This window comes from Streptomyces kryoterrae (assembly GCF_054072135.1).
Genome location: NZ_CM133358.1, coordinates 5,248,182 through 5,270,732, shown reverse-complemented (window position 1 = coordinate 5,270,732; position 22,551 = coordinate 5,248,182). Strand labels below are relative to the sequence as shown.

The 22,551-nt window shown below is 72.3% G+C and carries 17 protein-coding genes; 8 read left to right on the top strand and 9 right to left on the bottom strand.

What is annotated here, in order from left to right; all coding sequences use genetic code 11:
• Positions 1–65: 65 nt before the first annotated feature.
• Positions 66–374, bottom strand: a complete 309-nt coding sequence (locus ACW4TU_RS22980; protein WP_457416434.1) for a VOC family protein — start codon at positions 372–374, stop codon at positions 66–68.
• A gap of 231 nt (positions 375–605) precedes the next feature.
• Here ACW4TU_RS22980 and ACW4TU_RS22975 point away from each other — a divergent pair, with 231 nt between their 5' ends.
• Entirely contained in the window at positions 606–1,802 is a 1,197-nt protein-coding gene (locus tag ACW4TU_RS22975; RefSeq protein ID WP_457416431.1) for a glycoside hydrolase family 64 protein, read from the top strand.
• On the opposite strand, the gene ACW4TU_RS22970 is transcribed toward ACW4TU_RS22975, so the two are convergent.
• Complete coding sequence (locus tag ACW4TU_RS22970) at positions 1,795–5,568, bottom strand: nSTAND1 domain-containing NTPase (RefSeq protein ID WP_457416429.1); 3,774 nt, start codon at positions 5,566–5,568, stop codon at positions 1,795–1,797. The two genes, ACW4TU_RS22975 and ACW4TU_RS22970, sit on opposite strands and share 8 nt — an antisense overlap.
• A gap of 255 nt (positions 5,569–5,823) precedes the next feature.
• On the opposite strand from ACW4TU_RS22970, the gene ACW4TU_RS22965 reads away from it, so the two are divergent.
• Entirely contained in the window at positions 5,824–6,636 is an 813-nt protein-coding gene (locus ACW4TU_RS22965; RefSeq protein WP_457416426.1) for an NPP1 family protein, read from the top strand.
• A 118-nt stretch (positions 6,637–6,754) separates the two neighbouring features.
• Here the strand turns inward: ACW4TU_RS22965 and ACW4TU_RS22960 are convergent, their stop codons facing one another.
• Positions 6,755–7,558, bottom strand: coding sequence for a mechanosensitive ion channel family protein (locus ACW4TU_RS22960; protein ID WP_457416423.1), 804 nt, complete (start codon positions 7,556–7,558; stop codon positions 6,755–6,757).
• Between the two features lie 112 nt (positions 7,559–7,670).
• Here ACW4TU_RS22960 and ACW4TU_RS22955 point away from each other — a divergent pair, with 112 nt between their 5' ends.
• On the top strand, positions 7,671–8,948 hold the full coding sequence (locus tag ACW4TU_RS22955) for an amidohydrolase (protein WP_457416420.1): 1,278 nt from the start codon (positions 7,671–7,673) through the stop codon (positions 8,946–8,948).
• Here ACW4TU_RS22955 and ACW4TU_RS22950 read toward each other — a convergent pair.
• Complete coding sequence (locus ACW4TU_RS22950) at positions 8,945–10,441, bottom strand: hypothetical protein (protein ID WP_457430252.1); 1,497 nt, start codon at positions 10,439–10,441, stop codon at positions 8,945–8,947. The two genes, ACW4TU_RS22955 and ACW4TU_RS22950, sit on opposite strands and share 4 nt — an antisense overlap.
• A 154-nt stretch (positions 10,442–10,595) precedes the next feature.
• Positions 10,596–11,828 (bottom strand): PP2C family protein-serine/threonine phosphatase, encoded by a 1,233-nt coding sequence (locus tag ACW4TU_RS22945; RefSeq protein ID WP_457416417.1) that lies wholly within the window; start codon positions 11,826–11,828, stop codon positions 10,596–10,598.
• Between the two features lie 99 nt (positions 11,829–11,927).
• Here ACW4TU_RS22945 and ACW4TU_RS22940 point away from each other — a divergent pair, with 99 nt between their 5' ends.
• Positions 11,928–12,359, top strand: a complete 432-nt coding sequence (locus ACW4TU_RS22940) for a hypothetical protein (protein WP_457416414.1) — start codon at positions 11,928–11,930, stop codon at positions 12,357–12,359.
• A gap of 48 nt (positions 12,360–12,407) precedes the next feature.
• Here the strand turns inward: ACW4TU_RS22940 and ACW4TU_RS22935 are convergent, their stop codons facing one another.
• Positions 12,408–12,863: an SH3 domain-containing protein gene (locus tag ACW4TU_RS22935; RefSeq protein WP_457416411.1), complete on the bottom strand. Its 456-nt coding sequence runs from the start codon at positions 12,861–12,863 to the stop codon at positions 12,408–12,410.
• Positions 12,864–13,016: 153 nt separating this feature from the next.
• Between ACW4TU_RS22935 and ACW4TU_RS22930 the strand changes: the two genes are divergently transcribed.
• The gene (locus ACW4TU_RS22930; protein ID WP_457416408.1) at positions 13,017–13,973 is read left to right on the top strand and encodes a hypothetical protein; all 957 of its coding nucleotides are present in this window, start codon (positions 13,017–13,019) and stop codon (positions 13,971–13,973) included.
• A gap of 54 nt (positions 13,974–14,027) precedes the next feature.
• On the opposite strand, the gene ACW4TU_RS22925 is transcribed toward ACW4TU_RS22930, so the two are convergent.
• Positions 14,028–15,377 carry an aminotransferase-like domain-containing protein gene (locus ACW4TU_RS22925; protein WP_457416405.1) on the bottom strand — a complete coding sequence of 450 codons (1,350 nt, stop codon included), beginning with the start codon at positions 15,375–15,377 and terminating at the stop codon, positions 14,028–14,030.
• 221 nt (positions 15,378–15,598) lie between these two features.
• Here ACW4TU_RS22925 and ACW4TU_RS22920 point away from each other — a divergent pair, with 221 nt between their 5' ends.
• Positions 15,599–16,312 carry an alpha/beta fold hydrolase gene (locus ACW4TU_RS22920; protein ID WP_457416403.1) on the top strand — a complete coding sequence of 238 codons (714 nt, stop codon included), beginning with the start codon at positions 15,599–15,601 and terminating at the stop codon, positions 16,310–16,312.
• Positions 16,313–16,375: 63 nt separating this feature from the next.
• Positions 16,376–18,322: an FUSC family protein gene (locus ACW4TU_RS22915; RefSeq protein ID WP_457416400.1), complete on the top strand. Its 1,947-nt coding sequence runs from the start codon at positions 16,376–16,378 to the stop codon at positions 18,320–18,322.
• Positions 18,323–18,471: 149 nt separating this feature from the next.
• Here ACW4TU_RS22915 and snpA read toward each other — a convergent pair whose 3' ends face one another.
• A complete protein-coding gene (gene snpA, locus ACW4TU_RS22910; protein WP_457416397.1) occupies positions 18,472–19,128 on the bottom strand; it encodes a snapalysin in 657 nt (218 codons plus the stop codon).
• Positions 19,129–19,328: 200 nt separating this feature from the next.
• Here snpA and ACW4TU_RS22905 point away from each other — a divergent pair, with 200 nt between their 5' ends.
• Positions 19,329–20,270 carry a LysR family transcriptional regulator gene (locus ACW4TU_RS22905; protein WP_457416394.1) on the top strand — a complete coding sequence of 314 codons (942 nt, stop codon included), beginning with the start codon at positions 19,329–19,331 and terminating at the stop codon, positions 20,268–20,270.
• Positions 20,271–20,298: 28 nt separating this feature from the next.
• Here the strand turns inward: ACW4TU_RS22905 and ACW4TU_RS22900 are convergent, their stop codons facing one another.
• A complete protein-coding gene (locus ACW4TU_RS22900; RefSeq protein WP_457416391.1) occupies positions 20,299–22,368 on the bottom strand; it encodes a PhoX family protein in 2,070 nt (689 codons plus the stop codon).
• Positions 22,369–22,551 lie beyond the last annotated feature (183 nt).

Below are 22,551 nucleotides of genomic sequence, written 5' to 3'. Positions count from 1 at the left end.
CCCGGACCACTTCCCTTTGAGTCGACGTGAATCGGTTGCTCGGGGTGAGTCGAATCCGGATGCGTTCAAGTATCTGCGTCCGCTGTGCACGACGTGCCACAACCGCGAGACCGCGAAGCATCAGCCCGGCAGATTCGCTGCCGAAGCGCTCTCACGTCGCGAATCGAAGGAGCGTCCGCCGTTCGGTTCTTGGCGGTTTCGCGGTCCGTTACGGGCGTGAAGCAGATGCCCACCGGCGCGGTTTCGTCCGGCCCGATCACGACCTCCCACTCCCGCTCGGAAAGGATCCGCCAGCCCAGCGCCTCGGCCCAGAACCGGGCCAGGGCGGGGAGGTCGTGGGCGTCGATGACGATGTGATGCAGCGATAACGGCATGCTCGCCAGTGTGCCTGGCGATCCCCCGAGCAGATCCTGGCCACCAGCGCCCGGGCAGATCCTGGTCACCGCCCCCGGACAGGTCCCCGGCCCTACCCCTCACCCCGGCCACTCGGCCTGCGCACCCCCGTCCCCACCCATCTTGGTCTAGACCTTGACGTGTTCCGTTCACGAGAGCAGCCTGAGAGCGCTCTCAGGAAGCGACGAGCAAGCGACACGAGGAGGACGAACGTGTTTGCCACACGGAAGGTGCTGGTGCCCCTGGTCGCCGCGGCGGCCGTCGCCACGGGACTCACGGCCGCCGGGCCCGCGCCCCGCGCCGAGGCTGCGGTGCCCACGACCATCCCGCTGGAGTTCCGGAACAACTCCGGGCGCGGCGACCAGATCTACGTCTACAACATCGGGACCCTGCTCTCGACCGGTCAGCAGGGCTGGGCCGACGCGAGCGGCACGTTCCACGCCTGGCCCGTCGGCGGCAACCCGCCGACCCCCGCGCCCGACGCGTCGATCGCCGGGCCGGCCAACGGACAGTCGATGACGCTCCGGATGCCGAAGTTCTCCGGCCGCGTCTACTTCTCCTACGGCCAGAAGCTGGTCTTCAAGCTGACCACCGGCGGTCTCGTGCAGCCGGCAGTGCAGAACCCCTCCGACCCCAACGCGAACATCCTCTTCAACTGGACCGAGTACACGTTGAACGACGCCGGTCTGTGGCTCAACAGCACGCAGGTGGACATGTTCTCGGCCCCGTACGCGGTCGGCGTCAAGAACACCTCGGGCGCCGTCAAGAACACCGGCCATCTGAAGGCGGGCGGCTACGCCGGGTTCTACAACGCCCTGAAGAGCCAGCCCGGTGGCTGGGCCAACCTCGTCCGGACCCGGTCCGACGGCACGATCCTGCGCGCCCTCTCGCCCGGCCACGGCATCGAGTCCGGCGCCCTGCCGAGCACCGTCATGGACGACTACGTCAACCGCGTGTGGAGCAAATACGCGGGCTCGACCCTCACGGTGACACCGTTCGCCGACCAGCCGGCCACCAAGTACTACGGCAGGGTCTCCGGCAACGTCATGAACTTCACCAACAGCGCCGGTGCCGTCGTCACCACCTTCCAGAAGCCGGACGCCGACAGCGTCTTCGGCTGCCACAAGTTCCTGGACGCGCCGAACGACCTGGTGCGCGGCCCGATCTCCCGCACCCTCTGCGCCGGTTACAACCGTTCCACGCTGCTGACCAACTCCAGCCAGCCCGACACGAGTTCGGCGGGCTTCTACCAGGACGCGGTGACCAACCACTACGCCCGGCAGCTCCACGCCCAGATGGCCGACGGCAAGGCGTACGCCTTCGCCTTCGACGACGTCGGCAACCACGAGTCGCTGGTCGACGACGGCTCCCCGCAGACTGCGTACATCACGCTCGACCCGTTCAACTGACGCACACCCGGCGGTACTTCACCTCCGGGACGTACGTCCGCCACCGCTCCCGCGAGAGGTCCGCCCCCGTGCCCGCCCGCGCGCACACCAGGGTGACCGCCCGTTCCGGGGCGACGGCGTACCGCTGGAGCGGGACATGGGCGCTGCCCGCGAACAGGGTGCCGCTGTCGGGGCTGAAGGCGAGGGTGTCGACCGGCTCGCCCGGTGTGGTCAGCGGGCCGCCCAGGGGCTGTTGGGTGGCGATGTCCCAGAGCTGGAGTGCACCGGCGTCGCCCCCGACGGCCAGGGTGGCGCCGTCGGGGCTGACTGCCAGCGCGCTCACCGCCTCCGCCTCCGCCTCCGCACCCAGGGGAGCGGGGAAGACGTTGCGCAGGATGCCCGTACGGTCGCTCAACTCCCCGTCCCACAGGGCTACTCGGCCGGTCAGGTCGCCCGCGGCGAGGCGCGAGCCGTCGGCGGCGAAGGCGAGGGCGCCGATCTGTTCGCCCTGGACGAGGCCCTTCCTGGTGACCCCGGCGGTGGTTCTGTTCGTGGTTCCGTTCGTGGGCAGGCTCGCGGTGCGGTTGTCGCCGACGAGGAGGCGGCCGTCGGGGCGTACGGCCAGGTGGGTGCTGGTGAGCCCGGTGAGGACGGCGGTCCTGCGGCCGGTCGCGGTGTTCCACGCCTCGTCGGTCACGTCGCCCAGGACCGGCAGCCGGGCCGCGTACAGGGTGGAGCCGCCGGGGCCCAGCGCCAGGGCGACCACCGGGGCGCCGGATCCGGGGGTCGCGAGGTCCAGGGCGGCCCGGGGCCGGTCCCGGCCCAGGTCCCAGACCGTGAAGCGCTGCGGGGCAGCCTCCCTGCCGGGCGCCGAGACACCGTACGAGAGTGCGTGGCCGTCGGGGCTGAACGCGAGCAGCGCCAGCGTGTCCGCCGGGATCACCGGCTCGGCGGGGTCGGCCGAGACGGGCGGGGGCGGGGCGGGGAGGGTGCGCAGGAGGCGGCCGTCGGAGGTGGCCCGGAGTTCGAAACGGTAGCGGCCGTCGACGAGTCGGGCGGTCGCGTAGGTACCGGCGTCCGGGCTCACGCGTACCGCTGTCAGGGGGTCCGCGCGCCAGGCGGGTGTGACCGCCGGCCCCAGTTCCAGGCAGTGGACGGCGCCGCCTTCGAGGTAGCGCAGGGTGGTCCGGCGGGTGGGGTCCCAGGAGATCCCGTACAGGTGCTGGTTGTTGAGGGCGTGCCGGAACACGGGGGCCGCCGGGTCGGACAGCCGCCACACCCGGATCTCCGCGCCGCCGGCGGTCGCGAGGAAGGCGCCGTCCGGGGTGAACGCGGCCCGCTGCGCGCCCGGTTCGGCGAGGTGCGCGACCTCGCGGGCGGACGCGGTGTCCCACACCGTCACGCCGGACTCGGAGAGCGCGGCGAGCCGGTCCCCGCCGGCGCCGAACACCAGAGCCGTCGCCTCCGCCTCGTCGCACAGGCCGTGGGTCCGGTCCCAGGGGCCGGACAGGGCGCGGTGGCGGGCGATGTCCCGGACCTGCGGGGAGCCGCCCGCCGGGCAGACGGCGATCAGACGGCCGTCGGCGCTCACGGCGGGGGTCACCAGGCCGCCGCCCGCCACCCGCGCCTCGAACAGCGCCCGGCCGTCGGCGACGGACCGCAGGCGGACCCGGTCGTCGTCGATGTCGCCCACGAGGTAGGCGCCCGCCGCGATGTCGGTGACGGAGGTGAGGGGGAGAGGGCGTGGGTCGCCGGTCCAGCGGGCGGTGGCCGTGTCCCACAGGCGGATGCCGGCGGCCCCGGCGACCGCGAGGACCCGGGCGTCGGGGCCGGCCGCGACCACCTCGCCGGCCGGGAGCCGTCCGGAGGCGATCGGGCGGGCGCCGGCCACGTTCCAGGTCCGCCAGGTGCGGCCGTCGACGCTGAGGAGCGTACGGCCGAAGTCGGCGAGGAAACGGGACGGGCCGTCACCCGGCGCCGGGTCGGTGAAGACCGCGTGTTCCGGCTGGGCGAGGGAGCCGAGCAGGGCCCGGCGGGCCTCGGGCAGCGGTGAGACGCGCCAGGCGGCGACGCTCAGCAGCATCGCGGTGCGCGGGTCGGTCGTCCGCATCGCGTCGGCGAGGTCCGCGACCCGGCGCGCGGCGGTGTCCGTGCGCTGGCGCACGTTGTCGACGCTCAGGTGCCAGGCGGCCAGCCCACCCGTCAGGGCCACCGCCAGTACGGCGGACAGCGCGGCGACCAGGACGCGGGAGCGCCGGGTGGCGCGGGTGGCGGCCCGGGACTCCCGCGCGCGGGCCGCCAGCGCGGTGTCGAGGAACTCCCGCTCGGGCGGGGTGAGCCGGCCCCGTTCCCCGTCCTGCTCACCGGCGAACAGTTCCTCGGCGCGGGCCAGCCTGCTGCCCCGGACCAGCGCACCCGGGTCGCGGTCGTGCTCCAGCCAGAGGCGGGTCTCCTCGGCCAGCCGCCGATGGTGGCTCAGCCACTCCCGGTCCGTCTCGATCCAGTCGCGCAGCCTCGGCCAGCAGGTGATCAGCGCCTCGTGCGCGAGCTGTACGCCGTCCTCGTCGACGGTCAGCAGGCGGGCGCGGGCCATCCGTTCCACCACCACGGGCACCTGGTGGTCGGTCGCCGACTCGGCCAGTTCGGCACGGGTCAGCGGACGCCGGGTGTCCGCGCCGCCCTGCCCCGGCTCGACCATCCGCAGCAGCAACCGGCGTGCGCTGCGCGCCTGGGCGGGGGTCAGCTGCCCGTACACCTCCTCGGCGCTCGCCGCGATCGCCCCGCGCACCCCGCCCGCCGCCTCGTACGCGGCCAGGGTCAGCAGCCGGCCACGGCGCCGGCGCCAGGTCTCCAGCAGGACGTGCGACAGCATCGGCAGCGCGCCCGGCCTGTCGAGGACCTCCTCGACGATCCGCACGGTCAGCTCCCGTTCCACCAGCAGCCCGACGGCCGCCGCCGGTCTGGTCACCGCCTCCCGCAGTTCGTCCGCCGTCATCGCCCCGACCAGCAGCCCGGCCCCGCCGAGCGCGTCCGCCAGTTCCCGGTGCTCGGCGCAGCGGGCGTAGAAGTCGGCCCGTACGGACACGAGGACCCGCAGCCGGTTGTCCGGGTCGCGGGCGGCCAGCAGGAGGTCGACGAACCGGGCCCGCTCGGCGCGGTCGTGGCACAGGGTGAAGACCTCCTCGAACTGGTCGACCACCACCCAGCTCTCCGGGCCCCCGTCCTTCGGGACCAGCAGATGCCCGTACGTCTCGGCGGGCCGCTCGCCGGGCGTGAACACCCGCAGTACGGCGGGGCCGCACTCCTGCTGGAGGCGGGGTATCAGCCCGGCCCTCAGCAGCGACGACTTGCCGCTGCCCGACGCCCCGAACACCATCGCGAACCGGTGCTCCCGGACCAGCCGCAGCAGCTCGCCGACCAGTCCGTCGCGCCCGAAGAACAGCTCCCGGTCGCCCTGCTCGAAGGGGGCCAGCCCCCGGTAGGGCGCCACGGTGTCCCCCTCGCCGTCCCGGGCGGCGGACGCGACCCCGTCCTCGGCGTCCTTCCAGCGCGGCTCCCACTCACCCGGGTCGCCCCCGCACGCCCGGACGTACCCCTGGACCACCGCGAGCGACGGCAGCCGCTCCCCGCGCGCCGCCTCGGACAGGGTCGCCGCCGAGAACCCGGCCGCCTCGGCCATCAGCCGGTACGAGGGTCCGCCCGCCGTCCGCCGCAACTCCCGCAGCTCATGGGCGAACCGCTGCACGGGACCGGCCTGCGGGTCCACAGGTCTCTCGGGACGCCCCATGAGCTCCACCCCTCCCCATCCCCGTGCCCATACGGCACAGGAGTCACATCACAGGGGAAAACGGTCCGAGCGCCATACCCGTTCACAAGGAAAACGGACGGGGCGGTGAACACGAACTCCCGACGACGGAATTGAACGGCCCGGTGAGAGGGGTGCCAGTCAACTTTCCGGCTGCCAGTGTCGGTCCCGCCACGCCGGACTTCACGGCACGACCGAGCCGTATTCCCGGCACGACCAAGTGGAGAGCACCCGCACATGTTCAAGGCATCCACGCACAGCGGCAGGACGCGCGGCAGCAGGACGTCCCGGCTCGGCCGGGCCGCGCTCGTCGCGCTCAGCGCCGGCGCACTGACCGTCGGTATCTCGACGAGCGCGTCCGCCGCGATCCTGACCCCCCTGCCGGAGAACGCGAGCACCTTCCAGAAGAAGTACCAGCCGGTCTGGGACTACGACACGGACAGCTGCTTCCCCGCGGCGGCCGTCGACGCGAGCGGCAGGCTCAACGGCGGTCTCAACAACAGCGGCTCGATCACCGGCGGCTGCCGGACCAACCACCTCGGCAAGGCCAACACGTACTCGCAGAGCTGGTGCAAGAACGGCTGGTGCGCGTACGTGTACGGGCTCTACTTCGAGAAGGACCAGACGCTCAACGGAGCCGACGCCTTCGGTCACCGCCACGACTGGGAGTCCGTCGTCGTCTTCCAGAAGCAGGGCGACGAGCGGCCCAGCTACCTCGCGGCCTCCCGCCACGGCGGCTACAGCACCCACCCGATCAACGAGGTGCCGATGGACGGCAACCGCGTCAAGATCGTCTACCACAAGGACGGCGCGAGCACGCATGCCTTCCGCTTCGCCAAGTCCGGCGAGGTGGCGCATGCCTGGGGCGACGGCGGCTGGGACCGGCCGGCCCTGGTCACCATGGAGAACATGGCCGACGCGCCGCGCAACGCGCTGTGGAACTCCAAGTGGGGCGACGCCAACTTCCCGCTGACCGGCAACCTGCAGAGCAACATCAACAAGGCCCGGAACGCCGACAGCCGCGCCGCGTCGGCCATCCCCGCGTTCTGACACCAGGGTCCGTGACGCCCGGGTCTGCTGTGAAGCCCGGGCCGTCCTGAGCAGCCGCCGGTGGGACCAGAGCTCCCCCGCGCCGTCCCACCGGCGGCACCACACCCGCTGATTCGTCCTACATGTCGTTCGTACGCGGCGGCAGGTCGGTCCGTTCCCGGACCGGCTGGTTGCCGAGGGCGTCCGCGCGGCCCGCCTGATAGGCGCTGACACTGCCCCGGGCGGTCACGGTCTCCCGCTCGGCCGCCGTCAGCATCCGCTCCCAGCGCTGCCGCATCGGCGCGATCATGCCGCCGCCGACCCCGACGACCAGGATGCCGACGACCACGGCGAGCGCCGCGTACAGCACCGGCCGGGTGACGTCACGGGCGATGCCCGCCTGACCGAGGGCGGCGATGACGCCCAGCGCGAGGATGCAGCCCCAGACGACGGTGGCGACCGTACGCCCGTACGAGACGGACGAGAGCGCGCCGGCGACGATCCCGCGCACGGCGTTGGCGATGGCCATCGCCACCACGATGAGGACCACAGCCACGATGCCGCGCGGCAGCCAGGCCACGATGCCGTTGATCATCGTGCTGACCGGGTTGGCGCCGAAGACACCGAGCGCGAGCTGGAGCGTGATCAGCATCAGCGCGTAGTAGACGATCTTGCAGACGATCCCGGTCAGGTCGTACGCGGAGTCCTGCAACAACCGTGCGGTACCGGCCCGTTCGGCCAGTTTCTCCGAACCGACCTTGCGCAGGACGCGGTCCAGGACGCGGGCGATCACCTTCGACACGAACCAGCCGATGGCCAGGATGATGAGGAACGCGACGAGCTTCGGCACGAACGTGGCGATCTTCGACCAGGCGTCGTCGAGCCCCTGGGTGAAGTCGATGGCGAGACCGGTGCCGCTGCCGGCACGGGTGGTGGTGACCATGGGTGGTCTTCCTTCGGTAGGTGATCAGGTGCTGCCGGCCCCCTCCTTCGTGGATATCAGCGACGGCTGCGGACGGCCGTGGGTGCGCGGCCGAACGAGTGACCGGTCCCACATGTCGGAGACATACGCTGCCTCCGTGACCTCTCCGATCTCTCCCGCCGCCCGCACCGCGCTCGACCTCACCGCCGACCTCCCGGTCCCGGCCCTGGAGGACCTCTACCGCGACCTGCACAGCCACCCGGAACTGTCCCTGGCGGAACACCGCACGGCGGCCCGGCTGGCGGACTCGCTCCGGAAGTCCGGGTACGAGACGACGGAGGGCGTCGGCCGTACGGGCGTCGTGGGCGTCCTGCGCAACGGCGAGGGCCCGACGGTCCTGCTCCGCGCCGACATGGACGCGCTCCCGGTCCCGGAGGAAACCTCACTCCCCTACGCCTCCACCGTCCCCGGTGTGATGCACGCCTGCGGCCACGACCTGCATGTGACCTGGCTGGCGGGGGCGGCCCAGGCCCTGTCCGCGGGCCGCGACACCTGGCGAGGCACGCTGGTGCTGGTCGGCCAGCCCGCCGAGGAGACGGGCGAGGGCGCGCGGGCGATGCTGGCGGACGGCCTGTACGAGCGTTTCCCGCGCCCGGACGCACTGCTGGGGCAGCACGCGGCGCCGGGCCCCGCAGGCCTCTACCCCCACATCCCCGGCCTGATCATGTCGGCATCGACGGACGTCGACATCGTCGTACACGGCCGGGGCGGCCACGGCTCCCGCCCCGAAACGACGGTCGACCCGGTGGTGACGGCCGCGTACATCGTCACGCGCCTCCAGACGGTCGTCTCGCGCGAGATCGCGGCCCGCGACTCCGCCGTCCTGACGGTCGGCGTGATCGAGGCGGGCACCCGGCACAACATCATCCCGGCGACGGCCCGTATCGGCCTGAACCTGCGCAGCCAGTCGACCGACGTACGGGACCGCATGCTGGCCTCGATCAGGCGTATCGCCCAGGGCGAGTGCCTGGCGGCGGGCTGTCCGCGCGAGCCGGAGATCCAGGTCGGCGCGACCTTCCCGGTGACGGTGAACGACGCGACGCTCGACGAGCGGGTGGCCTCGGTCCACCGGGAGGTCTTCGGCGCGGGCACGGTCTTCGACCCCGGCCCGGCCATGGGCAGCGAGGACTTCGCCCACCTGGCGACGGACCAACTCCCGTACGCCTACTGGTTCGTGACGACCACACCAGGTGCGGTGTGGAACGCGGCGGAGGGCGGCGACGACCTGATGGCGAAGCTCGCGGCGGTACCGAGCAACCACAGCCCGCTGTTCGCACCGGACCTGTCGACGGTCGCGCCCGGGGTACGGACACTGGTGTCGGGGGCGCTGGCTGTGCTGTCGCCGGCCTAACCAGGCACGTGCTGGGCCGACTCCAGCCGCTCCAGCTGCCGCTCGGCATGCCGTACGGCCCCTTCGCGCCGGCCGGGTACCCGACGCCTCAACTCGACGACCACCGGCCCGAGTTCATGCGCGTCGGCGCTCCCACCAAGGCTCGTCCACTGGTGGTGGGCCCGGTCGACGGCCGCCTCGACAGCGGGCGCGTCCGCCGCCTGCCCGGCCCCGAGCCGCGCATCGGCGACAGCCAGCCAGACCCGGCAACTCCGGGCCGGATCCCCGGCGAACATCGCGAGATCGGCCCGCACCTCGGTCCAGTGCAACGCCTCCTCGGAGGCAACCCCGTAAGCCCGACAGGCGGCCTGCTCCCACTGAGCAGCCACCGCATCGGCGTCCCCATGCCGCCCGGCCCGCACGGCGGAGGCGATGAAGGAGTGCGGATCACCGTCCTCGACGACGTCCTCGACAACATCCTTGACGACGGCAAGCCGACGCGGTGCGCCTGCTACTGGGGCCGACAGTCCGGCTGAGCCGGGCGCGGCTTCGGCTGACCCCAACTGTGCTGCCGGGCCGTCCAGTTCGGCGGGGACCGACGGTTCGACCGGGATCGCCGGTTCGGCGGGGCTCGCCTTCGCGGCTGGGCCCGGTACCTGCGCGGCTTCGCCGGGCATCTCTTCGGCGCCGCCCGGCATTTCCAGCCCGTCTGGGGGTCCCCCCTCTGGGGGAGTTTGAGGACGAGGCCCTTCGGGCCGATCCACCCCCCACCCACCCGCACCCGGGGGTCTGGGGGCGGAGCCCCCCTGGGATGGGACGGGTAGGGGCGGCGGGGGCGAAACCACCCCGGCGTTCACATCCGCACCGACCACCGCGTCCCACGCCAACACCACATCCCCGTAAGCCGCCCCCTCCGACGACAACCGCCCGAGCGCCTCCTGATGCAACCGCCCCGCCTCGGGCCGATACCCACTGCGCAGAATCGTCGCGACCGTCTTCATGTACGCCGGCACGGCCACCACCCGCCGAGGCGGCGGCGGAGCCACCCTCCCGTACACGCTCACCCCCCGCCCCGCACCGAACGCCCGCCCCGTGACGTACTGCCACGCGGCGGCATCGGCATGCAGGTCGAGGAACAGGGTCGTCGTCCCCGGCGCCCGCAACCGCAGCTCCTCGGCGATCCAGTGCCAGGGGAAGGCGGTGTAGCGGACCGTCGCGGGCGTCGTGCGGGCCAGGGCGAGATGCGGAAGGTGCTGTTTGCGGTCGAGCTGGAGCTGCCCGGTGAGGAACACGGTGAGCGGCCCCGGGGCCACCGCGGCGGCGCGCAGCCGGGTCAGCACGGCCTGCGGCTCCAGCGGGTCGGCGAGTTCGACAACGTTCGCCGTGTCGGTGCCGGTCAGCACGGCGGGGGCGACTGCGGCGAGAACGGGCAGCACGGACGCCGCGTCCACCAGGCAGCCCTTACCCACGGGCGAGGCGGCGAGCAGCAACGCGGTCCCGGTCGTCGAACCCATCGAACCCATCGAACCCGCTGTACCCGCCGTACCCGCCGTACCCGTTGATCCACTCATGGTCGCCCCCCTCACCTCCTTCACGTCCGTCACATCCCTAGACAGCACCGTAACCGGTGCGACTGCGAAGGGGCATTGGCGGTACGGCTATCGCCCTCTATGGACGGCTTGTACCTGACCCGGGGTCAGCCGCACCGTCCGCCGCACCCTCAGCCGCACGCACCGCGAACACCGTCGTGTCGTCGGCGAGACGCCCACCGCAGTGCCGCAGCGTGCCGTCCCGTACGAACGCCACCAGCCGCTGCGGATCGGCGACGCGCGGATCGACGGCGACGGCGTCGGCGACGCGTTCGCGCAGCGGGAAGAAGGTGCCGCCGGCGTCCCGGGCCTCGGTGACACCGTCGGTGACGAGGAGCAGGGTCTCCACGGCGCCGAGCGGCACCCGGACGACGGACGGCAGCCCGCCGTCGCCGGAGGTCAACTCGCTGAGCCCGAGCGGGAGTCCGTCCCCCGGCGGCAGGCTCCGTACCCCGTCGGGTGACACGATCAGGGAAGGCTCGTGCCCGAAGTTGACGACCTCGACGACGACCCCGGCGACGAGCCCGTCGGCAGCCACCCGCTGTTCCTCGGGGAAGCCGATGAGGACGGCCGTGGCGAACCGGTCGCCGTCGTCCCGACCGACGGCCGCCCGGTAGCGGATGTGCCGCAGCATCCGTACCTCCAGACGTTCCGCGACCGCCGCGAGCGCCGGTTCGTGGTACCCGGCCTCCCGGAACGTGCCGAGCAGGGCCGCCGCCGCCTCGACCGCGCCGAGCCCCTTGCCCTGGACGTCGCCGATGAGGACCCGGGTGCCGTACGGGCCGGGCTGGATGTCGTAGAAGTCGCCGCCGACGCGGGCCACGGCGTCGGCGGCGAGATAGACCGCCGCGTGGTCGAGGCCGCCCCAGACCGGCGGCAGCGGGCGCAGCACCGTACGGCGGGTGGTCTCGGCGACGTCCCGCATGTGCAGCATGCGCCGCTCACCGCGCAGCCGGACCACGCAGGCGAGGACGGCGAGGACCCCGCCGAGGCCGACGAGGATGAAGTCGGGCAGCCCGGTCTGGTACTGGTGCGGCCAGGCACCGTCGACGAACACGTAGGTGCCGAGGGACAGGGCGGCGAAGACGACCGTGCCGGCCACCCGGCACAGCGCGGCGGCGATCCCGGGCACCAGCACGATCCAGGAGATGATCCGGAACTCGCCGGTGGTGTTCCAGTCGAGGACCGCGATCACGACGAGCAGCACCAGCGGCGGCACCCAGCCGGCCCCGCGCCGCCCGGCGGAGAGGGGCGCCGAGAAGGCGGGGCCCTCGTCCGTGCCCACGGCCCCCGCCCGGCCCTCCGGCTTCATGGCACCCAGCGAAACACGGCCGTCCACCCCTGTCGACTTGCCAGCGGGCCTCTCCAGGTGTGCTCTGGAGGGCGGGGGCGAGGAGAGAGGAACACTCTCATGGCTCAAGCAACGTCCGGCATCCCCGGCAAGGCCAGGATTCCCGACATCTTCAGCGCCCGGGCCCACCTGGCCGCGAACCGGGCACTGCCCGTCGTACTCGGGCTGGTCTACGGCTTCTGGGCCGCGGCCAACCGGCGCGGCGGCGGTCCCATCACCGGCTGGAACGTCCTCTTCGGCTTCGTGAGCGCGCTGGCGTTCATGGCGGTGCTGGTCGGCGTACGGGCGGTGGCGCCGCGACTGGCGCGCGAGTCGCACGCGGTGGCGTGGGGCGCGTTCGCCGGGGTCGCGTTCGGGTTCCTGTACAGCCAGACCGGGGCGAGTGTGCTGCGGTCGTGCGGCAACTCGCTGGTGGTCGCGGCGTCCGTGTCGGCGGTGCTGTTCTACCGCTACTACACGCGCGAGGACGCGGCCGGTCACCGGGTGAGCTGATCCCGGCCGAAGGTCATCAGAAGCGACCTTGAGCGACCTTGAGCGACCTCAGCCGAAGGTGACGTCCCAGGTCACGTTCCAGTTGAAGCTCCACGTCCCCGAGGCGCTCCAGTGGCCGTGGCCGTGGCTGTCGTCCTTCCACTCCGGGCACGGGTCGGTGCAGCTGGGCACCGACCTACCGCCGGTGTCGATGAAGACGGCGCTCGCCCAGGCGTTGACGCCGGGCAGCCAGTACCAGTGCGGGTTTCCGCGCACGGTCTGTCCGACGACCGCGCACTCGACGCGGCCGTGGCTGCCCGGTGACAGCCACCCGACGACGGGCGAGTCGGTGGTGGGCTGCTGCCGCAGGTTCAGCTCGCCGGCGGAGACGACGGTGCCCCGGACCCCGGAGCCGTCGGAGCCGGCCGGTACGGCGGCCATCGCCGTGCCGATGGGTACGGCGGCCAGGATTCCGCCGGTGAACAGGGCCGCGGTCAGGGTCCGCAGGGCTGGAGTGGTGGGCATGATCGGCCTCCTTCTCCCCAAAACCAGGAAACACCCGTTCGGGTGAACGCTCCACCGGAGGCTCCACCTCGGAGGCTTGTCCCGCACCCCCATATGCAGTCATCCGCGGTCAACCGGCTCGCGTTTCCCGCCCCGGGGCCTTTGCCTGGAGGGGTGTCTCACCGTCTCCGGAGTGTCCTGTCGGCCGTCCTCACCGCCCTCGCGTGCTTCCTGCTGCCCTTCGGCGCGCTCTCGGCCTGGGCGGCGTACGGGCTCGCCGACACCGGCCGGTACGTCACCACGATGGCGCCGCTCGCCAGGAACCCGTACGTCCAGGACGCCATCGCGGACAACGTCGGCGCCGGGATCGTGCACGCGGTCGACGTCGGCCCGCTCGAAGGCACCGTGAACCACTTCGTGCAGGACGCGGTGCACTCGTTCACCCGCACCGAGGCCTTCCGCACCGCCTGGGACACGGCGAACCGCGCCACCCACGAGGCGGTGCTGCACGCCCTGCGAAACGGCCCCGACAGACAACGCCCCGGCGACCGCTACGGCAGATACGGCAGTCACGGCGGCGAGGGCGCCGTCACCATCGACCTCGCCCCCGTCACCGCCCAGGTCAAGCGTCAACTCACCGCCGACCATGTTCCGTTGGCGAGCCACATCCCTGTCGCGCACACCGAGGTCGCGGTCCTGCCCGCGCAGGACCTCGTACCGCTCCGGAAGGGTTTTCGCGTGCTCGAAGTCGCCGGTTTCTGGCTTCCGGTGACGGCCGGCGTCCTCGCCGTCGCCGGCATCGCACTCGCCGTCCGGCGCCGCCGGGCGATCACGGCGACCGCGCTCGGTACGGCGCTCGGCGGGGCGCTGCTCGGCGTCGCGCTCGTGATCACCCGCCACCTCACCCTCGCCGACCTGCCGCCAGGCGTCTCAGCCCCCGCCGCAGGCGCCGTCTACGACGCCCTGACGGCCACCCTCCGCACGGTCTCCTGGCTGCTCCTCACCCTCGGCCTCACCGTCGCCCTCGGCATGTGGCTCACCGCCCGCTACGGCCGCGCCGCACGATCACGGCGAGCATCAGCAACGCCCGCGCCAGCTCCGCTTCCGGCGCCGACGCGAGCCCGAGTCTGACGGCATCCGGCAACCGCTGCGGACCCACGGCGACGCCACACACCCCACCAAGGGTCACCGACCGGCACGGCCGCGCCGCGCGATCGCAGCGAGCATCCGCAACGCCCGCTCCAAATCCGCCTCCGGCGCCGACGCGAGCCCGAGCCTGACCGCGTCCGGCGCCCGCTGGGGTCCCACGGCGAAGGCGTCTCCCGGTGTGACGGCGATGCCGTGCACCGCCGCGGCAGCCGTGAAGGTGTCCGCACGCCAGGACGCGGGCAGCTCCCACCAGGCGTAGTAGGCGTACGGATCGGACCGCACCGCGTCCCCGAACTCCGCCAACTCCCGTGCCAGCAGCCGCTGTCGACGCGCCGCGTCCAGCCGCTTGGCGGCCACGAGCCGCGCCACGGTCCCGTCCTCGATCCACCGCTCCCCGGCCTCCAGCGCGAACCGCCCGGCGCTCCACCCACCCGACCGCACCGCCGCCGCCACGGCTTCCGCCCGGTCCGGCGGTACGACGAGAAAGCCCACGGTGAGGCCGGGGGCGACCCGCTTGGACAACCCGTCGACGACATGGGCCAGTTCGGGGACGTGCGCGGCCAGGGGCTCGCACATCTCTGTGAGGAACGACCAGATTCGGTCCTCCACCACCGGCACACCCAACTCCCGGATCACACCCGCGAGTTCACGCTTCCTCCGCTCGCCCATTGTCACCGACGTCGGGTTGTGCAGCGTCGGCTGGACGTACAGCGCGGACAGGGGAGCCGTGCGGTGGGCTGCGGCGAGGGCGTCGGGGCGCAGGCCGTCCCGGTCCATGGCCAGGGGGACGAGGGTGATGCCGAGGCGGACGGCGATCTCCTTGACCAGCGGGTACGTCAACGCCTCGACGCCGACCCGGCCGCCCGGCCGGACCATGGAGGCGAGGGCGGCGGCGATCGCCTGCCGGGCGTTGCCCGTGAAGAGGACGCCGTCGGGGTCGGGCCGCCAGCCCGGGGTGGCCAGCAGCCCGGCGACCACCGACCTGGCCCCGGCGGTACCGGTGGCGGGCGCCGGACGCAGCGCCTCGGTGAGCACGTCGGGGCGCAGGAGAGGCACGAGCGCCGGGGCGAGCAGCTCCGACTGGCCAGGCACAGAGGGATAGTTGAGCTCCAGGTTCACCGTGGTGGCCTGGCTGCTCGGCGCCGGCTCGGCGAGCGCGCGCCCGCCCGGCGCGTGCGGCGCGGCCCGGACGAACGTGCCGCGCCCGACCTCCCCGACGACCAGTCCACGCCGCACGAGCTCGCCGTACACCCGCCCGGCCGTCGACCCGGCGATCCCGCGCCGACGCGCGAACGCCCGTTGCGGAGGCAGCCGTTCGCCGGGGCGGAGCCGTCCGGTGGCGATGTCGTCGGCTATCCGGTCGGCGAGGCGTCGGTAGTCGTCCATGTATCCCCCGTACCCGTTCTCCTACATTGCACCGAGCGCAAAGATCCTATTGCACCGAGGAGTTGGATGGACCTAGGGTCGTCCACATGACCCCACTTACCCCTCTCACACCTATTGCGCCCTATGAATCCCCTGCACCCATTACACCTATTGCGGCTGTTGCTCCTAATGCATCTCTCATACCTCTTGTCCTCATTCACGGCCATCCCTTCGACCACACGATGTGGAACCCGCAGATCGAGGCGTTCTCGGCCACCCGCCGGGTCATCGCCCCCGATCTGCGCGGCTACGGCACCTCCCCGGCGACCCTCGGCACCGCCACCCCGCTCTCGCGGTTCGCGCAGGACATCGAGGAGTTGCTCGACGAGGCACAGGTCGAGTCGTGCGTGCTCGCCGGGCTGTCGATGGGCGGCCAGATCGTGATGGAGTGCTGCGACCGCTTCCCGGAGCGTGTCCGGGGCGTCGTCCTCGCCGACACCTTCCCCGCACCCGAGACACCGGAGGGCCACCTCGCCCGGAACGCGACGGCGGACCGTCTGCTCGCCGAGGGCATGGGCGGATACGCCGACGAGGTGCTGGAGAAGATGGTGGCCCCGTACGCCGACGCGAGCGTCAAGGCCCACGTCCACCGCATGATGACGGCCACGGACCCCCGGGGCGCGGCGGCGGCGCTCCGGGGCCGTGCGCAGCGCCCCGACTACCGCCCCCTGCTGACCGAACTCACCGTCCCGGCCCTGGTCGTCGTGGGCGCCGACGACGAGTTCACCCCGGTCTCCGACGCCGAGGCCATGCACACGGCCCTCCCCGACTCCACGCTCCACGTGATCGAAAACGCGGCCCACCTGCCCAACCTGGAACGCCCCACGGAGTTCAACAGGGCCCTGGCCGACTTCCTGGCGACGCGGATCGACCCGGCCCCTCACCCGGCCCCATGACCCGGCCCTCCACCAGCGCGGACGCGCCCGTCCGGAAACACGCCGTACGGCGATAATGGGCCCATGTCCCGCGAGTTCCCCATCGGCCTCACGCCTCCCGACTGGCTGGTGCGGAATCTCCGGCCCCAGCCGGCCCCGCCCGTCAACCGCCCCGCCGTGGCACGCGCCGCCATCGCCATGTCGCTGCCCCTGGCCGTCGGCCTCGCCACCGGCCACGCCGCCTACGGCGCTCTGGCCTCGATGGGCGCCCTCTCGGGCGTCATCGGGGACACCGCCGACGCGTACCGGATGCGCATCATCAACATCGCGATCCCCCAGCTCTTCGGCGCCCTCGGCGTCACCCTCGGCTCGCTCGTGTACGGCCGGGGCTGGGCCGCCGTCGCCGCCGTCACCTGCGTGGCCCTCGTCTCCGGGATGATCTCGACGATCGGCGCGGTGGCCTCCGTGTCCGGACTGCTGCTGCTCCTCAACTCCGTGATCGGCGCCGGGCTGCCGCTGCCGGGGGCCTGGTGGCTCGCGCCGGCGCTGATGTCCGGCGGCGGGCTGCTCGTCCTCGTGCTGGCCCTGCTCGCCTGGCCGCTGCGGTCGGGGGTGCCGGAACGGGCCGCGGTCGCGCAGACCTACCGCAAGGTCGCCGAACTGCTCGCCGCCGGCACCACCGACGGCTACGAGGACGCCCGGCAGGCCGTCACCCAGTCCCTCAACCAGTCGTACGACCTCGTCCTCGCCCGGCGCGCCCGCCACCACGGCCGCAGCCCCGAACTCGTGCGGCTGCTCGCCCAGTTGAACGCCATCACGCCGGTCGTCGAGGCCGCCCCCGCCGCCCACCAGGCCGGCCGCCCGCTGCCGCCCGAGGTCCCGGAGGCGGTCCGCCACCTCGCCGACGCCGTCGAGACGGGCTACACGGGTCCGACAGGACTCCACATCCCCGCCCCCGCCGACCACACCTCCCGCGCCGTCGAACAGGCGCTGCGCCACACCGCCGAGGTGGTCGGCAGCCGCTCCCCCGACCTGCGCACCGCCGCCGACGACGACCGTCTCGGCCGGCCGGCCACCCTGCGCGCCCGCACCGTCCGCGCGGCCCGCGACGTCGCCTCGTCCGGTGACTCCTGGCGCTACGGACTGCGCCTCGCGCTGTGCATCGGCCTCGCGCAGGTGCTGGTCTCGATCGTCCCGGTGCCGCGGTCGTACTGGGTCGCGCTGACCATCACCTTCGTCCTGAAGCCCGACTTCGGTTCCGTCTTCTCCCGGGCGTTCCTGCGCGCCCTCGGCACGGTCGCGGGGCTGGTGATCGCGGCGGCGGTGCTCGTCCAGGTGCCGCGCGGCTGGTGGGACGTACCCGTGGTCCTTCTCCTCGCCACGCTGATCCCGGCGTTGACGCCACGCGGGTACGGCTACCAGACGGCCGCCATCACCCCGGTGATCCTCCTTCTCTCCGACGTCCTCAACCACCAGGGCGCGGCCCTGTTGCTGCCCCGGCTCCTCGACTCCCTCATGGGGTGCGGGATCGCCCTCGTCGCCGGGTACCTCCTGTGGCCGGAGAGCTGGCACACCCGCGTCGGTGACCGCCTCGCCGACGCGGTCGCGGACACGGCACGCTATGTGGAGTCGGCGTTCCGCCCGGACACCGAGGGCGCGGCACGGGCCCGGATGCGGCGCCGCCTGTACCGCGATCTCTCCGTCGTCCGTACGGAGTTCCAGCGGGCCCTGACCGAACCACCGCCCACCGGACGGCGGGCGGCGGCCTGGTGGCCCCTGGTCGTCGCGGTGGAACGCATCGTCGACGCGACGACGGCGGCCCGGGTCCACATCAAGCAGGGCGCCAAGCCGCCGTCCGACACCGAGATCACCCAAGTAGTCCTCCAGCTGAGGGAGTTGTCGGACGGACTGCGCCGGGTCGAGACGCTGTACGCGGTGCGTACGGACCTCAGCGGACCGGCGGACAGCGTGCTGGAGCCACTGCGGCAGGAGGTGGCGGCGGCGAGGGCGGTCACGTCACCGCACAAGTAGGAGACGGGACGAAGGGGGGCGCGGGCCGCCCCCGTGCAGAGGGACGACCCGCGCCTGTGGGGGGTGGGGATGGGGGCTACTGGGGAACTGCCGGGGAGCTACCGGGAGCTACCGGGAGCTACCGGGAGCTACCGGGAGCTACCGGGGGACTAACGCAGGGCCTTCGCGAGTCCGTTGGCCCACAGCTGGTTCACGCGGGAGCGTTCGGTCGCGTTCGGGTTGGCGTTGGTGCAGGACGTGCCGGGACCGCCGCCCGACATCAACTCGCTGCACGGGCCGGAGTAGTGGTCCGGCAGACCGAGCACATGGCCCGTCTCGTGGGCGGTGATGCGGGTCGGGTTGTACTGCTGGCTCTGCGCGTAGTCGATGAAGATGTAACCGCTGCCGTGGCCGTCCGTGGAGGCGTACGAGCCCTGGGAGCTGTTGCCCTCGCGGTAGGTGAAGTCGGCGGCGGACGCCGAGCCCGACTGCAGCTTCACGTTCGTCACCGAGCTGTTCCAGATCGAGGTGGAGCGGGCTATTTCGGCGCTGAAGGACGGCGCACGGGACGCGTTGTAGATGACGGTGACGGCGGCGGCCGAGCGCGGGTTCGCGGCGCGCTTCTCCGCGACGGACTTCAGCACGGCCTCGAAGAAGGCCTTGTTGGCGGCGGTGTCCTCGGCCGACCCGGCGTACGCGGCCTTCGCGGTGGTCACGGAGGTCGCGGGCGTGGGTGCGGCGGATGCGGGAACTGCCGTACCCAGAGCGAGAGTTGCCAGGCTGAGGCCTAACGACGCCGCCACGACACCAGAGATGGGCTTTCTCATCGATGACTCCTTGTGTGGGGGATGAGTCAGTCGGTCGTACGGTGAGTGTCGGCGTCTGTGCGGCGGCTGTGATGATGGCAAGTCGCGATAGCACGGCCCTATCACCGACTTTGTGCGTCTGTCGGAACACGGGGTTCCGGCCTAGGGTGCGATGGCATGGACATGTGCATGCGCATGATTCGCGACGCGGAGCCGGTCGCATGGAGCTAGAGGTGAGGCACCTCCGGGCGCTGTGCGCCATCGCCGACACCGGCAGCCTGCACCGGGCCGCCCGCCAACTGGGGGTTGCCCAGCCCTCGTTGAGCACCCAGTTGCGCCGGATCGAACAGGCGCTGGGCGGCGCGCTGTTCACCCGTACCCGGGCCGGCTGCCGTCCGACACCGCTCGGCCGGGTCGTGCTGAGCCGGGCCCGTCCCCTGGTGGCGGAGATGCGCTCGCTGGTCATGGAGGCGCGGGCCGCGGCGGCGGACGAACCGCAGCTGCGCATCGGCTCGACGGCCAGCCGGGCCCTGTCGGGCTGGCTGCGCCGACTCCGTCAGCGCCAGCAGGAACCGACCCTGCGCATGGACGTCTCCGCGAACGCGCTGCTGCGCATGGTCGCCGACGGCCGGTTGGACGTGGCCTTCGTGCACGAGGTGGAGGGCTGCCCGCTCCGCATCCCGGACGGCCTGCGCCTGCGCGTACTCGTCGACAGGGAACCCCAGTTCGTGTCCCTGCCCCCCGACCATCCGGCCGCCGCGAGACCGGTGGTCCACCTCTCCGAGCTGGCCGACGACCGCTGGATGGTGGACGAGACGGTCGACGGCGAGTTCGACGCCCTCCTGCGCATCCTGCGCACCGCAGGCCTCAACCCCCGTGTCCTGCACGGCGATTACCACACCACGGCCTCGCTGGTGGCGACCGGCGAGGTCGTCACCGTCTGCCAGCCGACCTGCCTGCCGCGCCCCGAGATGGCGGTACGCCGGCTCCACGGCGACCCGCTCGGCGTACGGCTTCTGCTGGCGGCCCGTACGGAGACGGAGCTGGACGGGGTGCATCCGGCGCTGGCGGAGGCGTACGAGGAGGTGGCGAGGCAGGCACCGGCGTACCGGGAGTGGCTGGAACAGAGTGAAGCGAAAACCCCGGTCCCAGCACTCCCGTAACCCGCCTCGGCCCGTTCTCCGAGTCGGCTCAGACGCCGATGTCGCAGCCGTCCGTACGCCACACGGCGACGACCGCCGGGCGGACGATCTTTCCCGGTCCGTCGGGCCACGTGCTGGCGGGCTTCTCCACCGACGCGCCGTCGATCTCGCCCGGGTGCTGCACGGCGACGACCACCTGCCGTTCCCCGATGATCGGACCGCAGGTCTCGGCGCCGGTCGGCACCGTCAGGAACTGCTTGAGCTCACCGCGCCGGGCACCCTTCGTCGTGACGCCGAACAGGCCGTCGTGGGAGCCGAGCTGGTTGCCGTCCGTGGAGATCCACAGGTTGCCGTGGCGGTCGAAGGCGACGTTGTCCGGGCAGGAGATCGGGCTGACGTCGTCCTTCGGGAAGCCCGCGAAGTAGGTGGCGGGGTCCTTGGGGTCACCGGCGACGAGGAAGAGCGTCCAGGCGAACGAGGTGCTCTCGGCGCGGTTCCAGCGCTCGGTCAGCTCCAGAATCTGCCCGTGCTTGTTGGAGTTGCGCGGGTTGGCCTCGTCGGCGGCGGCGAAGCCGGCCTTGCCCCGGTTGCTGTTGTTCGTGAGGACGACATAGACCTTGCCGGTGACCGGGTTGGGCTCGATGTCCTCCGGCCGGTCCATCTTGGTGGCGCCGACCTTGTCCCCGGCGAGCCGTGTGAAGACGAAGACCTCCTCGGCGGTCATGCCGTCGACGTGCGAGACGGCGCCCTTGGCGGTGGCGGTCGCCAGCGGGATCCACGTACCGCTGCCGTCGAACTCGCCGTCGGCGGGCAGCTTCCCGCTTCCGTCGATCTCGATGGCGGGGGAGTCACCGGTGAGCTTGGCGACGTACAGCGTGCCCTCGTCGAGAAGGGAGAGGTTGTGCTCCCGGACGGAGCGCGAGTCCCCGTGCCGCATCCGCTTGCTGCCGACGAACTTGTAGAAGTAGTCGAAGCGCTCGTCGTCGCCGGTGTAGACGACGGGACGCCCGTCCGAGGTCATCCGGATGGTGGCGGCCTCGTGCTTGAAGCGTCCGAGAGCGGTGTGCTTGCGGGGCGTGGAGGAGGGATCGTACGGATCGAACTCGACCACATACCCGAACCGGTGGACCTCGTTGGGCTCCTGGGCGACGTCGAACCGCTTGTCGAACCGCTCCCACTTGCGCTCGGTGGCGCCGGTGCCGATGCCGTACCGCTTGTCGGTGTCGCGGGAGGAGTTGGCGAAGTACTGGTTGAAGTTCTCCTCGCCGTGCAGGGTCGTCCCCCACGGCGTGGTCCCCCCGGAGCAGTTGTTGAGCGTGCCGAGGACCTTCCGCCCGGTCGGGTCGGTGGAGGTCTTGAGGAGATCGGAGCCGGCGGCCGGTCCCGTGATCCGGAACTCGGTGGTGGCGGTGACACGGCGGTTGAGCGGGTGGCGGAGTACGGGGGTGAGCTGGCCGGTACGCCGGTCGCCCTCGACCACGACGGCGGACAGCCCGTGCGCGGCCCAGGCGACCTCGACCTGCTCGCGGGTGGGGTTGGCGGCGTCGTAGCCGCGGAACATCAGGATCTCGTCGGTGTACTCGTGGTTGGCGACCAGAAGCTTCTGGTTCCCGTGGAGGGGGAGCAGCGCGAGGAAGTCGTTGTTGTACCCGAACTGGCCGGCCTGCGCGGCGGCGGTCTGCTTCTCCGGGTCGAAGGCGGGGGCGCCACGGAGGATGGGCTCGCCCCAGCGGATGACGACGTTCTGGCCATACCCGCCGGGGACGGTCACGGCGTCGGCGGTGTTCGGCGCGACGGGGCTGAAGCGCAGGCCGCGCGGCACGGAGGAGGGGGTGGGGTGCGGGTGGTGGGAGGCCGCGGTGGCCGCTTCCGCGCCCTCGGCGCCGGCGACGTTCACGGCGGTACCGGCCGCGGTGGCCACGGTGACGACGGCGGCGGCGCGCATCACGGAACGGCGGCTGAGGGCGCCGGCGATCACATCGCCGAGGTACTCGTTGGCGCTGGTGTTGGGAACCTCGTGGAAGCAGGCGTCACCACACCGGAAACGGCAGGTCATCGCTGACCGGCCGCCAGGATGCGATCCGGACGACGATCCGATCAACGGCAGCAGCTTGCGCACTTTACTCTCCCCATGGTGTCCCTATACGTGCCTTTGGTGTCAGCGTGACGCTAGGCGGACGGAAGTGCGACGGTGGGGACGCCGGATGAACGAAGGGTGAACCATGGGAGCGGTAGGGGTATTGGGGTGCGGGGAAGATGCGGACAGGACCTGCCGCAGGCCCGGCCGATGCCTGCTGGGAGG